The 14,418-nt window shown below is 47.9% G+C and carries 14 protein-coding genes; all 14 read right to left on the bottom strand.

Annotated elements, in window-relative coordinates; all coding sequences use genetic code 11:
* Window positions 1-99 precede the first annotated feature (99 nt).
* The 14 genes from spo0A to DW025_RS05380 all read right to left on the bottom strand — a co-directional run bounded on the left by spo0A (window position 100) and on the right by DW025_RS05380 (window position 14,417).
* The gene (gene spo0A, locus DW025_RS05445) at window positions 100-903 is read right to left on the bottom strand and encodes a sporulation transcription factor Spo0A (RefSeq protein WP_015533551.1); all 804 of its coding nucleotides are present in this window, start codon (window positions 901-903) and stop codon (window positions 100-102) included.
* Window positions 904-1,148: 245 nt separating this feature from the next.
* Window positions 1,149-3,224 (bottom strand): SulP family inorganic anion transporter, encoded by a 2,076-nt coding sequence (locus DW025_RS05440; RefSeq protein WP_201858974.1) that lies wholly within the window; start codon window positions 3,222-3,224, stop codon window positions 1,149-1,151.
* 152 nt (window positions 3,225-3,376) lie between these two features.
* Window positions 3,377-4,489 (bottom strand): SpoIVB peptidase S55 domain-containing protein, encoded by a 1,113-nt coding sequence (locus tag DW025_RS05435; protein ID WP_119999098.1) that lies wholly within the window; start codon window positions 4,487-4,489, stop codon window positions 3,377-3,379.
* 105 nt (window positions 4,490-4,594) lie between these two features.
* Window positions 4,595-6,280 (bottom strand): DNA repair protein RecN, encoded by a 1,686-nt coding sequence (gene recN / locus DW025_RS05430; protein WP_119999096.1) that lies wholly within the window; start codon window positions 6,278-6,280, stop codon window positions 4,595-4,597.
* Between the two features lie 57 nt (window positions 6,281-6,337).
* Entirely contained in the window at window positions 6,338-6,787 is a 450-nt protein-coding gene (locus DW025_RS05425; protein WP_117548758.1) for an arginine repressor, read from the bottom strand.
* A 1-nt stretch (window position 6,788) separates the two neighbouring features.
* A complete protein-coding gene (locus DW025_RS05420; RefSeq protein ID WP_117548757.1) occupies window positions 6,789-7,643 on the bottom strand; it encodes an NAD(+)/NADH kinase in 855 nt (284 codons plus the stop codon).
* A 10-nt stretch (window positions 7,644-7,653) separates the two neighbouring features.
* Window positions 7,654-8,457: a TlyA family RNA methyltransferase gene (locus DW025_RS05415; RefSeq protein ID WP_119999094.1), complete on the bottom strand. Its 804-nt coding sequence runs from the start codon at window positions 8,455-8,457 to the stop codon at window positions 7,654-7,656.
* A gap of 11 nt (window positions 8,458-8,468) precedes the next feature.
* Window positions 8,469-10,346 carry a 1-deoxy-D-xylulose-5-phosphate synthase gene (gene dxs / locus DW025_RS05410; RefSeq protein WP_117548756.1) on the bottom strand — a complete coding sequence of 626 codons (1,878 nt, stop codon included), beginning with the start codon at window positions 10,344-10,346 and terminating at the stop codon, window positions 8,469-8,471.
* 21 nt (window positions 10,347-10,367) lie between these two features.
* Window positions 10,368-11,252 carry a polyprenyl synthetase family protein gene (locus tag DW025_RS05405; RefSeq protein WP_015533557.1) on the bottom strand — a complete coding sequence of 295 codons (885 nt, stop codon included), beginning with the start codon at window positions 11,250-11,252 and terminating at the stop codon, window positions 10,368-10,370.
* Window positions 11,249-11,482 carry an exodeoxyribonuclease VII small subunit gene (gene xseB / locus DW025_RS05400; protein WP_015533558.1) on the bottom strand — a complete coding sequence of 78 codons (234 nt, stop codon included), beginning with the start codon at window positions 11,480-11,482 and terminating at the stop codon, window positions 11,249-11,251. Before xseB ends, DW025_RS05405 begins: the two co-directional genes overlap by 4 nt.
* A gap of 2 nt (window positions 11,483-11,484) precedes the next feature.
* The gene (gene xseA, locus DW025_RS05395; protein WP_158564570.1) at window positions 11,485-12,765 is read right to left on the bottom strand and encodes an exodeoxyribonuclease VII large subunit; all 1,281 of its coding nucleotides are present in this window, start codon (window positions 12,763-12,765) and stop codon (window positions 11,485-11,487) included.
* On the bottom strand, window positions 12,749-13,228 hold the full coding sequence (nusB, locus tag DW025_RS05390) for a transcription antitermination factor NusB (RefSeq protein ID WP_117548753.1): 480 nt from the start codon (window positions 13,226-13,228) through the stop codon (window positions 12,749-12,751). Before nusB ends, xseA begins: the two co-directional genes overlap by 17 nt.
* A gap of 36 nt (window positions 13,229-13,264) precedes the next feature.
* The gene (locus tag DW025_RS05385; protein ID WP_015533560.1) at window positions 13,265-13,684 is read right to left on the bottom strand and encodes an Asp23/Gls24 family envelope stress response protein; all 420 of its coding nucleotides are present in this window, start codon (window positions 13,682-13,684) and stop codon (window positions 13,265-13,267) included.
* A 100-nt stretch (window positions 13,685-13,784) separates the two neighbouring features.
* Window positions 13,785-14,417: a SpoIIIAH-like family protein gene (locus tag DW025_RS05380; protein ID WP_117548752.1), complete on the bottom strand. Its 633-nt coding sequence runs from the start codon at window positions 14,415-14,417 to the stop codon at window positions 13,785-13,787.
* Window position 14,418: the final 1 nt, after the last annotated feature.

The raw sequence follows: 14,418 nt of genomic DNA, 5'->3' as shown, positions 1-14,418 counted from the left end.
TCCCAACTACTTTATAATAATATTAAATATGATATAATTTGTCAAGTGCTTTTAATATCATTTTTAATATCACATATTATGACAACATTTTACTACAAATTACCCTGCATTTCTCATCTTCGCTTCCAGTCTTATCTTGTCGGCAATGAGGGCGACAAATTCTGAGTTCGTAGGCTTTCCTTTGCCCGCACTTATGGTGTAACCAAACAGTTCGTTGATAGTCTCTATCTTTCCTCTGCTCCAGGCCACCTCTATGGCATGTCTTATGGCTCTCTCTACCCTTGATGCAGTTGTGCCGTACATCTGGGCGATCGTCGGATAAAGCTGCTTTGTTATGGAATTCAAAATGTCCATATCCCCAACTGCTATGACTATCGCACTTCGGAGATACTGGTAGCCTTTGATGTGCGCCGGAACGCCTATCTCGTGGATTATCCTGGTCACCACCGCCTCCAGCTCGTCCGTCTTCTGCTCATTTTCATCCATCTTCAGAAGCTGAGTCGTATTGCTTCCGCGACCTTTACATGCATCATCAAGCACACCTCTGACCTTCTTCTCATCGTATGGCTGTTCAAGCAGTCTCACCACTGCCTTGTCACCTATCGTCGAAAATACAAAGTCCAGATAATTTCTGTGCTGCTTCGATGAACAGAGCACAAATTTGACATTTCTCAGGTTCTTATTTCCAGATACGCCCTCGACCATATCCGTGATATCCGTACCGGGTATAACCTCGTCCGCGATCACTATGTCTGGCTTATCTTCTGCAATTTTCTTAACAGCTTCGTCACCCTTCTCACAACATCCAATGTACTCATAATCAGGCATATCCTCAAATACGTGCTTTAGCTGTTCAATTTCTCTTTTGTCATGTTTTACCATCATAACTTTAACATGACTCATGTTATACTCCTTCCCAAGTATAGTGACGGAATAACAATATTTACTTTTTTATTCCTGTTATTCCACTACGAACATTATATATAAATGTAGTTTTCTTGGGAATATATAGAACTTCGCAAGTTACGACAGCATCAGCTTCCGGAAAACATTTTTTCTACTGCGACTGACACCAGCAGACCACATACGCACATTTAATGAAAAAATGCGGCATATCTTCCCTTTTCGGGTCGATATGCCGCGCATGATCACTTCTCTTTTGTATGTTCTTTTTCTCTGAGTCTTATGATCGCATCATAGGCCGCCGGATTGTGCTCCTTCAGGTGCTCATCCATTCGTTTTCTTCTCGCCTTATATCTGTCGACAAATTCAGGATGCTCGCTCTCAAGCCTGTGAAGAAGCTGGCTCCGCCTGCGCTCGATACGCTCTGCAACAGAGTCCTCATCCTCGCCTGTGGCCCTCACGATCTCCTCTATGTGGGCCTCCATATGCTCAAGCCATTCTTCCTCATCCTGTATATCCATCTGCTTCCAGAAACCGGTCATGAGCTGTTCAACCCCGGTTCCATTCTTCATACTGCCTATGGACTCGCGGATGTGCTTCTCTATGACATCTTCCGCATCATCGCCAAATGCCCACACAAGCTCCTGAGCCATGTGCTCCGCTCTCTTTCTCCTGATGTCATGATAGCTGTTATGTACACCAACCAATGGATATGGACTCTCAAGGCCGCAGTCTGACAGTGCTCTCTCCATGGTTTGTCTCACGCATCCTGCCTCTATCATGTCGCCAAGTCCAAGCTTTCTGAGCTGGGCGTTGAGCTGGCCTATATGCTCCGTGATATAGAGCTTCACCCCCTTCTCTTTCAGCGTATCATACATGATCCTGAGGGCCTTGGCAGCCGTCACATCCACGCTTCCCATGGCGGACGCATCCACTATGACCGCCTTTGTGTCATCCTGTACCGCATCCATGATATCCTTCTGGAATATGGCTATATTTGCAAAGAACAGATTACTGCTGAATCTGTAAATAACTATATTCTGTATCGGGTATGCATGCTTGAACCTCTCGAGCGCAAGGAATTCCTCATGTCCAGGTACCAGTCCAAGGAAGCTTCTCGGAGGGTCCGCAGCCTTCCTTATGACTGCGGCAAATGAGAGTATGATTCCTATAAGAACTCCATTTATCGTTCCAAGTACCAGCACACCTAGGAAAGCTCCGCAGAATATGTAGAATTCCACCTTACTCACCTCCCACAGCTTTGCCGCCAGATCAAATTCCAGAGCACTGTAGAGTGCGGAGATGACGATTGCCGTGAGCACCGGAACAGGCAGATAACCTATAAATCCCGTTCCACACACGAGGATCACGATCATCACTACTCCTGCAAATATTCCAGTGAGCTGTGTCCTGCCTCCATACTGCTCACTCATTGTGGTTCTGGACACGGAACCGTTTATCGGACAGCAGCCTGTGAATGCCGCTGCAAGATTTGCCATTCCAAATGCCAGAAGCTCCTGATTATCGTCTATCTTATATCTGTTCTTCTGGGCGAAATTGTTCTCAGCCAGAAGCGTCTCCGCCATGATTACCACTGCTATCGACAGACTGACCGTCATGATATTTGGAAGCATCCTCTCATCTATCTGTGGTACAACGATCTGTGGAAGTCCTCTGCTCACCTCCGACAGACATACTATTCCGTATTCATCCATATCTATCACGCAGGACAGCAACGCTCCCGCTGTCATGACGCATATCGCCATCGGAAACTTTGGTATTAATCTTCGTGAAACAAGCAGTACCGCAAGAGCCGTAAATCCCATGATTATTGACGGCACATTTACATCTCCTATCGTCTCTGCTATGTGCTCCACAAGCTCGAACAGCTCTCCTGTTCCCGCTCCGGCTCCATAGAGCTTCGGCACCTGCATTAGTATGATGGTGGTGCATATTCCTGATATGAATCCGCCCATGACAGGAGTCGATATGTAATTTACAAGCTTGCCCGCCTTGAACAGGAAGAATACCAGCAGCCACAGCGCCGTGAAAAATGTTATCACTGGAACAACCTGCATCGCCTGCTCCGTTCCCGGCGCAACCCCAAGCGTCACCAGTGCAGCTCCGACCAGCGCCGCAGGCGCGGCATCCACACCGAACACGAACTGCCTCGACGTGGACAGCAATCCAAATATTATGATCGGGAACACCGAACCATACAATCCATATACCGCCGGCAGCCCGGCTATCTGTGCATACCCCATCGATATCGGTATGGACACCGCCGCTATGATAATTCCTGTCAAAAGATCAGGAAGCAAATTCTCTTTTTTATAATTCTTTAGTGTATGACATAGTGAAATTTTTGAAACCTTGATTTTCTTGCCCTCCTGGGATGTTTGTGTGTGCCGGTCTGCCTTATGCTAAAGTCCGGCACTTCTGTTCTTAATTTTATCACTAAACAGGATTAATTTCACTCCTCCAGCATATTTTCAATAAAAATCCCATACCCCCTGGTTGGATCGTCTACGAATACGTGGGTGACTGCGCCGATTATCTTGCCATCCTGGATGATCGGGGAACCGGACATTCCCTGTACCACTCCGCCCGTCAGGTCTATGAGAGCATCATCGGTCACGTGGAATTCTATATTCTTGTCGGATGAATTCCTGTCCACATACTCTATGTCTATCTCATACTTCTCAAGCTCGCCGCTCATTCTGGAATATATATAAGCCTGCCCCTTGCGGACTTCATGACCTCTGGCTATATACATACGCTCCGCATCGCCGTATTTTGCCTGGCAATAGCTTGTGTCCAGATGACCATATATTCCACTTGCACTGTTGCCGTCAATAATGCCGACCAAAGATCTTCTATAGGCAATGCTTCCCTGAAGTCTGCCCGGTTCCGAGGAGTACGACTTGCTTATATTTGTAATATCCGTTGTGTACACACCGCCGGTGCTGCACCGCATCATAACTCCCGTATCTATATCCGACACACTGTGTCCAAGGGCCATGAAATTTGTTCCGTCGACAAATGTAACCGTGCCTATTCCCGACACATCATCCTTCACCCACGCGCCCAGCAGATAAGCGCCATTCTCGTTTTTTTCCGGCGTGATGCTACAGACCTTCTCCTCCCCATCCCTTATATATCTCACGGACAAGCTATCACCCTGGCTTTCAGCAACAATATCAAGCAGCTCCGACCTCTTAGATATCTCCATACCGTCTACACTCACAATATAATCCCCTGTACAGACCTTTCCATCAGCAGGGCAACAGGACTCGCCATTTTCATTTTTAAAGCTGCATACATCCACCACCAAAACTCCATCCGTCTTCATATAGATTCCCATCGCCTCGCCGGACGGAACTACAGGTCGGTCAAATATATCACTTCCAAACTCCGCATCCTTCGTGGTCGCCCTTGACACTACCCCATCAAGTGTTGAGCTTGTCTTCTCTGACCTTTCAACATCCACTCGTCTGTCCACCAACACACATAAAACCAATAGTGCTGCAAGGAGCAACAGATCCGCCACAGCCACCCATATGATCACTTTCTTATATCGCCTCATAATCTATTCCTCCTACATATACTTAAAAACAACTAATAGCTTATAAAAAAAGAGTAACAGCCTTGGCTGTTACTCTTAGTATGTTGTGTTAGGAATAACTTTATATCAGTATTTTTTTGTCTTTTCTGCCATTTGTTTCATCTCGCGGGCATTGCTCATGACTGCCTCAGTTATGGTCACGCCGCCGAGAAGTCTTGCGATCTCCTCTGTTGATTCCTCGTCGCTTAATCGGACGATCCTTGTCACTGTCTTGCCCTCGTCGGCAGACTTTTCTATGAGATAATGACTGTCTGCCATCGCTGCGATCTGCGGAAGATGGGTTATGCTTATAACCTGATGGCTTCTGGAAATAACTGCCATTTTTTCAGCAACCTTCTGAGCTGCACGGCCGCTTATTCCCACATCGATCTCATCGAATACAAGAGTGCCGATATTGTCCTCGGACGCCATGCAGGATTTGATCGCCAGCATGATCCTTGAGAGCTCACCGCCTGAAGCCACGTCATATAACGGTCTCAGCTTCTCGCCGACATTTGTCGAAATGACAAAATAGCAGTCATCGATTCCATTTGCCGTACACTCCGGAAGCCTGTCAAATACCATGTCGAACCGAACCTCCATGAAACTCAGATCAGCAAGTGCATCTCTGATGTCTCTGCACAGATTCTCAGCCTGCTTCTGTCTCTCAGCAGTAAGCGCATCTGCTGCCTTGAGCATGGCTTTCTCCGCCTTTTTTATTTTGTCTGAAAGTCCTGCTATATATTCGTCATATTCAGACAGCCTTTCATATTCCTTCCTGCTGTCCTCCAGATATTTGAACACCTCTTCCACGGTGCTTCCATATTTTCCCTTTATATCATTGATGACGTCAAGCCTGGACTCAACACTTCTAAACTCAGAATCGTCAAAGTCCATGCTCTGCATGTAATCATTTAATTCAACGTTAAAATCATTCAGCAGCGCGTCAATATTTTCCAACTGACTATACAGACCGTCTATCTCTCCGTCGAGATCCTTTATACCCTTCATCGATGCCAGAGCTCTGCCGATCTCATTTCCCGCAGATGAAGAAGATTCATAACCTGTAACGCTGTATACATCCGAAGCTGCCGCAACTATATCGCGTGAATTGACCATCCTGTTGTACTGATGCTCAACATCTTCGTCCTCACCAGTCTTTATATTTGCTGACTCGATCTCCGCAATCTGGTACTTGAGGAATTCTACCTTTCTGCTCCGCTCCGCCTCATCCATCGAGAGCTCGTCCATCTCACGCCTGAGTTTGACGTACTCTCTGTGACACTCTGCAACCTTCTGCTTCAGGGGATCTATGGATGCTCTGCCATATTTATCCAGAAGCTTCATATGCTCCGCTTTCTTAAGGAGCGTCTGCTGCTGGTGCTGCGTGTGCATATCTATGAGAAGCGCAGATACCTCCCTGAGCTTTGCGGCGGTCACCGCCATATCATTTATAGTGTTTATGGTTCTGGAATTATTTATTCTCCGCGTGATGAGTATCTCGCCATCCTCCGATGGCTCCACTCCCAGATCTCTGATCTGCTCAATCACCTGGGGATCATCCACCAGGAAAAGCAGTTGACAGAAGCCCTCCTTGTCAGGCTCCCTGACTATATCCTTCGGAAGCTTATCTCCCATACCAATCTTCAGGGCTCCCATGATTATGGACTTACCCGCACCGGTCTCACCGGTAAGTATGTTGAGATTATCGGTAAAATTAACATTTGCATCGTCTATGAGTGCAATATTCTTGATATGTACATTAAGTAACATTTGTATCCTCCTGTTGACGCACAGACTTTATTACACATAACATATTACAGAGAGCTGTCATCTCTGCATCTTATCTATCGTCTTCATGACCGAATCGGTCATCTCCCGGCTTCTGACCGCCAGGAATATGGTGTCGTCCCCGGCTATACTTCCGAGGAGTCCATTTATCTCCACATTGTCAAGTGCTGCGGCAACTGCCATCGCCATGCCCGACACTGTCTTGATCACTATCAGATTCTCCGCCGGCACCATGGATAATATGCCAGCCCCGAGAACCTTTCTGTACGACTCTATGGACTCATGTGTTGCCGACTTTCCCAGAGTGTACTTCTGCCTGCCACCCGCCACGGCAACCTTGGTGAGGTTGATCTCTCTTATATCTCTCGATATGGTGGCCTGGGTCGTGGAAAAGCCCGCCTCTGCCAGCTTCTCCAGCAGTTCATCCTGAGTCTCTATATCATATTGTTCGATTATCGACAAAATCTTCGCCTGTCGCTTCTGTTTCATATCACTTTCCCCCAAGCTTGTTTCTAAGTATCTCGTAGAAATTCACATCACTCGCCTTTACGAGCTGCGTGGTTCTCTTTGACACGCATATATCAAGGATATCGCCTGCTGCCAGCTCGAAATCATTTCCACCGTCAAATGAAACTATCGCCTCGGTGTCCTGCGTCTTCCTCTTCTTGGCGATCTCTATTGAAACCTTTGCATCACTAGGAAGCACAATACTCTTCGAAGTCAGCGAATGTGGACATACCGGAGTGATGATCATCAGTCTTGCCATAGGATCCACGATCGGACCTCCGGCTGAGAGATTGTAACCCGTGGAGCCAGTGGGGGTCGATATGATGATTCCATCTCCATCATAGGCATTCAGAAAGCTTCCATTTACATAGACATCAAGACCTATAAGTCTTGAAAATCCTGCCCTGCTGATAACTATATCATTGAGTGCCCTCTTCCTGCACTCCTTGCCATCTCCTGTTCTGACTGTTCCCCTGATCATCATTCTGTCCTGCATGGAATAATCATCCGCAAGCAGTCTGTCTATGATGGTCTGCCAGTTGGTGATCTCCCCCTCAGTGAGGAATCCCACCGTTCCAAGATTTATCCCGAACAGAGGAATCTCCACATGGCTGGCACTGGATGCCACATTGAGGAGTGTTCCATCCCCTCCAAGAACAAGTATACAGTCAAAGCTCTCAAGCTCATCCGTAACCTGCTGCTTGTCACATGCACTGAAGCTGTAGCAGTCCATGGCTTTACACGCACCATTTTGCGATTCAATATACGCTGTGAGCTCCGACGTTATACGATTATCCTCATCCTTATCCGGGTTATATACTATATAAAAATTCTTCATATCGTATCCTCTATGACTTGTTCAGTTCGTTGTGGGACTCCTCCACCAGAGCCTTTATGTCGAATTTCTCATCCGTCTTCGACTCATCCTTTGATATGTGGAGCAGATATTCTATGTTGCCCTCAGGTCCTTTTATAGGTGAATAGCTGAGGTGCAGTGTGCGGAATCCTATGCTTCTGGCATAACCGACTATCATCTCCACAACCTCAATATGGGTTGAAAGCTCTCTGACAACGCCCTTCTTGCCGACCTTCTCTCTTCCCGCCTCGAACTGCGGCTTGATAAGGCACACGATCTCTCCACTATCCGTAAGCAGCTCCTTTACCGCTGGAAGCACCTTTGTAAGAGATATAAATGACACATCTATCGAAGCAAATTCAATCTTATCGTCAATATCCTCAGGTGTGACATATCGTATATTTGTTTTCTCCATACAGACAACTCTCTCGTCATTTCTGAGCTTCCATGCAAGCTGTCCATGACCCACGTCAACGGAATACACCTTCACCGCACCATTCTGCAGCATACAGTCGGTAAAACCGCCGGTGGAAGCACCTACATCCATGCACACCTTACCCGCAAGCTCCACACCGAAATGATCCATAGCCTTCTCAAGCTTCAGGCCTCCACGGCTCACGTATTTGAGGGTGTTGCCCCTGACCTCTATCTTAGCAGTCTCGTCAAATGTCGTGCCGGCCTTATCCTCTTTGTTATTGTCAACATACACTATTCCTGACATGATGATGGCTTTCGCCTTCTCTCGTGAATCTGCCAGTCCCTGTTCTACAAGGAGAACATCAAGTCTCTTCTTCATCTGTCTTCCTCTTATTCTGTACAATCTGTCGATATTATATGTTTTATCCTGTCATACAGCGAATCCGCGTCAAGCTTCAGCATCCTCCTGAGCTCATCCACGCTTCCATGCTGTACAAATGTATCCTCAATGGCACACACTGTCACATCCACATCAAGGTGTCTGTCCATGACATACTCCTCGACCAGAGATCCGTATCCGCCATGCTTTATCTCTTCTTCAATAACCACTATATGTTCATGATCCCTGCTGAGCTCATCTATCATATCAGTATCTATCGGCTTCAGAAATCTTGCATTGACAAATGTGACATTTGTTCCCTCTGCCAGCAGTCTGTCATATACCTTCTCGGCCTCCTGAACCATGTTGCCAACAGCCACTATGGCAAGCTTCTGTCCCCTGTGGATCATCTCGCTCCTGCCATACTCAATATCCGCATTGTATTCCTTAAGTCCATAATAAGCCTCTCCTCTGGAATACTTGAGCGCAACCGGACCATCGTAAGCAACAGCCCACTCCATCGCTCTGGTGAGCTCATATCTGTTCTTCGGCGCAATGATGGTCATGTTCGGAATATGTGACAGAAACGCAGTGTCAAATATGCCCTGATGTGTATCGCCATCTGCACCGACAAGCCCTGACCTGTCAATGGCAAATATGACATGCAGCTTCTGCAGGCACACATCGTGTAAGATCTGATCATATGCCCTCTGCAAAAATGACGAGTATATCGCAACCACTGGCACCAGTCCCGACGCAGCAAGTCCCGCGGCAAACGTCACCGCATGTTCCTCCGCGATGCCAACGTCAAAAGCTCTGTCCGGGAACTCCGCAGCAAATGCCGACACTCCTGTTCCCTTGCCCATGGCAGCCGTTATGGCCGTTATCCTTGGATCAGCCTTGCCAAGCTCCACCAGCTTTCTGGCAAACACTCCTGTGTTTGTCATGGCCTTCCGGTCCTTAATAACCTTTCCAGTCTGTATATCAAACGGATCAACGCCGTGGAAATAGCTAGGGTGTCTCTCGGCATGGGTATACCCCTTGCCCTTCACTGTCTTCACATGCACAAGGATCGGTCTGTTAAGCTTAAGCGCCTTTCGGAAAGTGGCCTCCATCACATCTATATCGTGTCCGTCTATAGGTCCTATATATGTGACTCCCAGCTCCTCGAAGAACATCCCCGGCACAAATATCTGCTTGATGGAATCCTTTGACTTCTTCAGTCCTCTGGCAAGATGTTCTCCAGCCACAGGGATCTTCATGAGGATCTTCTCCACATTGCCCTTAAAATCATTGTACTGCTGCCCAACACGTATCTTGCTGAGATATGTGGACATGCCGCCAACATTCTGATCGATGGACATATTGTTATCGTTCAGCACAACAAGGCAGCCGGTCTTGATATCCGCCATATTATTCATGGCCTCATATACCATGCCACCTGTGAAGGAGCCATCTCCGATCACTGCGGCAATCTTCTCATTTGTACCCTTGATACTTCTGGCACACGCCATTCCAAGCGCAGCGGAAATGGATGTTGAGCTGTGTCCTGTATTGAACGCATCGCACGGGCTCTCACTGGTCTTCGGGAAACCGCTCATTCCTCCAAACTGTCTGAGAGTGCCCATCTCATTCTTCCTGCCCGTCAGTATCTTGTGGACATAGGACTGATGTCCCACATCCCATATAAGCTTATCCTCAGGGAAATCCAAAACCCTGTGAAGTGCCATGGTAAGTTCCACGCATCCAAGATTCGGAGCCAAATGTCCACCGGTCTCGCTCACATGCGACACCAGAAATTCTCTGATCTCATCCGCCAGCTCCGGCAGATCTTCCCTGTCTATATCCTTTATATCGTTTGGTTTATTTATTCTATCCAGTATATTCATATGCACACCACGAGAGGAGTCCTATTTATCCCTGTTTATCAGCCAGATGACCAATTCCTTCAGAAACTCATTGTCCCCGCCTATCTCTTCCAATTCTCTTACTGCTCTCTCCGACAGCTCAGTCACATAACGTCTGGATTCATCAATTCCATGTATCGTGACATATGTAACCTTGCCATTCTCCTCATCACTCAGCGTCGGCTTTCCAAGAAGCGCACTGTCTCCACAGACATCCAGAATATCGTCCTGGATCTGGAATGCCATGCCGACGTCCGATGCTATCTTGTGTACCGCCGCAACCTTAGCCTCGTCTGCCCCCGCAAGTATCGCGCCTATCATCATGGATGCCTCTATGAGGGCTCCGGTCTTGTTCTCATACACATATTCAAGCTGCTCCTTTGAGAGCTCCTTGCCGGTCATCTCCACATCGACAACCTGACCGCCTATCATGCCGTTTATCCCCGGCTTCTGCGCAAGCACACACATCGCAGACGCCACAGCATGTATATCCTCACCCATGCCAAATGCCTTACATGCGGTCTCATATGCATAATTGAGCAGCGCATCCCCCGCAAGAATGGCCATCGCCTCGCCAAATACCACATGGGATGTCTTTCTTCCGCGCCTGTAATCGTCATTGTCCAGAGCCGGAAGATCGTCATGTATGAGTGAATATGTATGTATCATCTCTATCGCAGCCATGAACGGCTTTATAACCTCTGACTTGCCGCCGAACAGCCTGTATGTCTCCTCCATGAGCATGGGACGAAGCCTCTTTCCACCCGCCTCTACCGAGTACGCCATGGCCTCACACACTGTCCTGTTAAATCCGTCTGCAGGTGGCAGATAGCTCTCAACTATATCGTTGATCCTTGCCGCCTTCTCCGCTATAAGTTTATCTATCATGCTTCCTCCTGACCCGAAAGTGTTATCATCTCTTTCTCAACATCGCACAGGTAATTCCTGCATCTGTTTATGAGCTGGACGCCCTCAGAATAAAGCTCCATGGACTCCTTGAGCCCCGTATCAGTATTCTCAAGCGCAGCCGCTATCTCATCAAGTCTGGCAAGAGCCTCCTCTATGGACACATCCTGAAGAGTGTCCGCTGTATCCATATTCTGTGTATCTTCTGCCATATCTATTCCTCCTGCCCGGTCACGTCAGCCACGACCGCCTGTATTCTTCCATCATGAAGAGTTATCTCTATATCATCCCCAGGTGTGATCCCTGACACAGATCTGACAGGCTCACCATCCGATGAAATATATCCAAATCCATTTATGAGCTTAGCTGTAGGCGAAAGGCCATGTATCCTCTCCGTCATGACCGCCAGGGCATTCCTTGTCATGTCGTACTTTCTGCCCATCGCGCTCTTCATCCTGTCATGAAGCCTGTCACAGTGCACCGATCTATCCTCTATCTTATCCGCCATCAGCCCATTTATCTGCTTCTCTATTCTGTCAAGCTGCTGCCTCTGACTGTCCATTCTTCCGGATGGACTCAAAAGTCTGAGCTGCCTGTCATAACCATCCAGACTCCTCGCAAGTCTGTCTATCCTGCCGGATATCAGCATGGTGAGCTGTTCAAGTCTCCTGTCAAATCCGGCAACTGTCTCTGCCACCACCGGAAGCGCATGCATGACAGCCGTGGACGGATTGGATTCTCTCCTGTCCGCAACCATGTCCGCAACTGTGGTGTCTATCTCATGCCCCGTAGCCGATATGATAGGCGTCTCCGCATTGAATATGGCCCATGCCACCTGCTCCTCATTGAACGCCCACAGATCCTCCTTGGAGCCTCCGCCTCTTCCAACGATTATGAGGTCGAGCCCCATGGAATCAAGTATCTCGATTCCTCTGGATATATCCGCCGCCGCATACTGTCCCTGCACGGTCGCAGGATAACAATAGAGCTGGGCATACGGATCCCTCCGTTTTGCCACTGCACGGATATCGCTTATCGCAGCCTTTGCCCCCGCCGTCACTATACCAATACGCCTCGGATAGGCGGGAATAGGCTTCTTGTATTCCTGCGAAAACAGCCCCATGCCGTCCAGTCTGGCTATGAGTCTCTCCAGCTTGGCATTCACCTCGCCGTCACCCACACGCACCAGCCTGTCTACATAGAGCTGATACTTTCCGTCTCTCACGAAGACATCAATATGACCAAATGCATGAACCTTGTCTCCGTTCTTCGGAGCAAACTTGAGTCCATATACCTGTTTTCCCGCAAACATAACAGCCGCCAGAACTCCGCTGGGATCCTTGAGACTGAAATACATATGACCTCTCTTGTCTGTTCCGAGTCCTGTGATCTCTCCCTCAACCCCCAGACTGCCAAGCCACGGCTCGCCGCTGACCAACTCCTGTATCCTCTCATTGAGTTCCTTGACTGTATATATGTTATTCTGCTGTGGCATCTGCGCCACTCTCCTTCTTGTCCTTATCACCGGATACAAGCTTTGCAAGAAGTGCATTCACGAACTTGCTCGCCGATGCATCACAATACTTCTTTGCCAGCTCAACCGCCTCATTGATGGCGACCTTCTCCGGTATGCTCTCATCGTACTTCACTTCATAGACACCAAGCCTTAATATAGCCAGCTCCTCCTTGCCTATACGAGGAAGCTTCCAGCCTTCTGATATCTGTGAAATGATCTCATCTATCTCTGCTTTCTTAGAGATGATATTCTTAACCTTGGTGGTTATATAATCTCTGTCCTCATCGCTGACTATTCCGTACAGAAGCGGATCGTCCTCCTCATCTCCCGGCATCTCAGGGTCAAATGCAAAATCAAGCTGATCCTGCATGCCCTCAGCGTCATTGAACTCCAGTGTAAATACTATCTTGAATATCCTGTCTCTTATCTCTCTTCTAGTCATATCTTCCTCTCCACTATATAAAGCTTTATCTGTATCCTATCTGCCGTCTCCAACACGTACACCGGCTATCCTTATGTTGACTTCCTCAACACTCAGTCCTGTCATAGTCTCTATAGCCTGCTTGACCTTATCCTGAACCTGGCCTGATACTGATGGTATGCTGTACTCGTACAGAACCTCTATCGCAATATCAACCTTTACCTTGCCGGGAAGAAGCTCTACCTTAACGCCCTTTGCAGGGTTCTTCTTTCCGAACTTTGAGGCAAGCTCATTTGGAAGGTTGCCTGTAAGTCTGTATACACCTTCAACCTCTCCGGCTGCAAGCCCTGCTATGATAGCCACTACGTCATCCGCTATCTGGACTTTGCCCAGAGAATTGCTCTCTTCTATATTGTAAGAATTATCCTGAACCGCGCTGCCTTCAATCACGATATCATCATTCAACTTATCACTCATGGTCATACCTCCCGTTTCGTATGGGTTATTTGAATCTTATTATAATCTGAAGGCAGCTATTTTGCAAGTATATGCGATTCACGGCTTATCCTTCCGCTGTCTATTTGCCACCCATGACAGATATTGCAACACTGCTTATATCATACCCTGTTTTTCGGATAACTATGTCCTCTATCTGTGCTCTCTCGGTATCCGACAGCGATTCCACATTCAGCGACACGTCAACAGCCTCATCACTTATCGTCACTATGGCATCGCTATACCCCTTTGCCGCCAGAACTGTCTCGACATCTGTCTCCTTCTCTATGGTATCGTTCAGCTTCACATATGTATCTGTCGCCTCCTTCTTTGCCGAATCGCTGAGTGCCTCATCACCTATCACATCCATCAAAGCTTCCTTGCTCCTTGATCTGCTCTGCTCACGGTTCAGCTTTGCCGCGGCCATATTGCTTGTCACCTGTGCACTGGTGAGTACAGCGTCACCGATCTCATCCTCCTGGCCATTGAGCTCCACATCCTCGGTCTGGCCATTCTCATCCTTCACCGCCTGTGAGTTCTCATTTTCCGCCATGGACGATAGATCCTCATAGTTGATCACCTCCACCTGTTTTTTGTCAGCTTTTTCCTTCTTCTTGTCCTTTCCTGCATCCGCAAAGCTCATGTAACCGGCCACCCCTATCATAACTGCAAGTGCGATGACCGCCAGTCTGTTCTTTCCACTGAATTTCTTCATA

The organism is Coprococcus sp. AF38-1 (assembly GCF_003603945.1).
Taxonomy (GTDB): domain Bacteria; phylum Bacillota; class Clostridia; order Lachnospirales; family Lachnospiraceae; genus Coprococcus; species Coprococcus aceti.
This window is presented reverse-complemented; position numbering and strand designations above follow the sequence as displayed.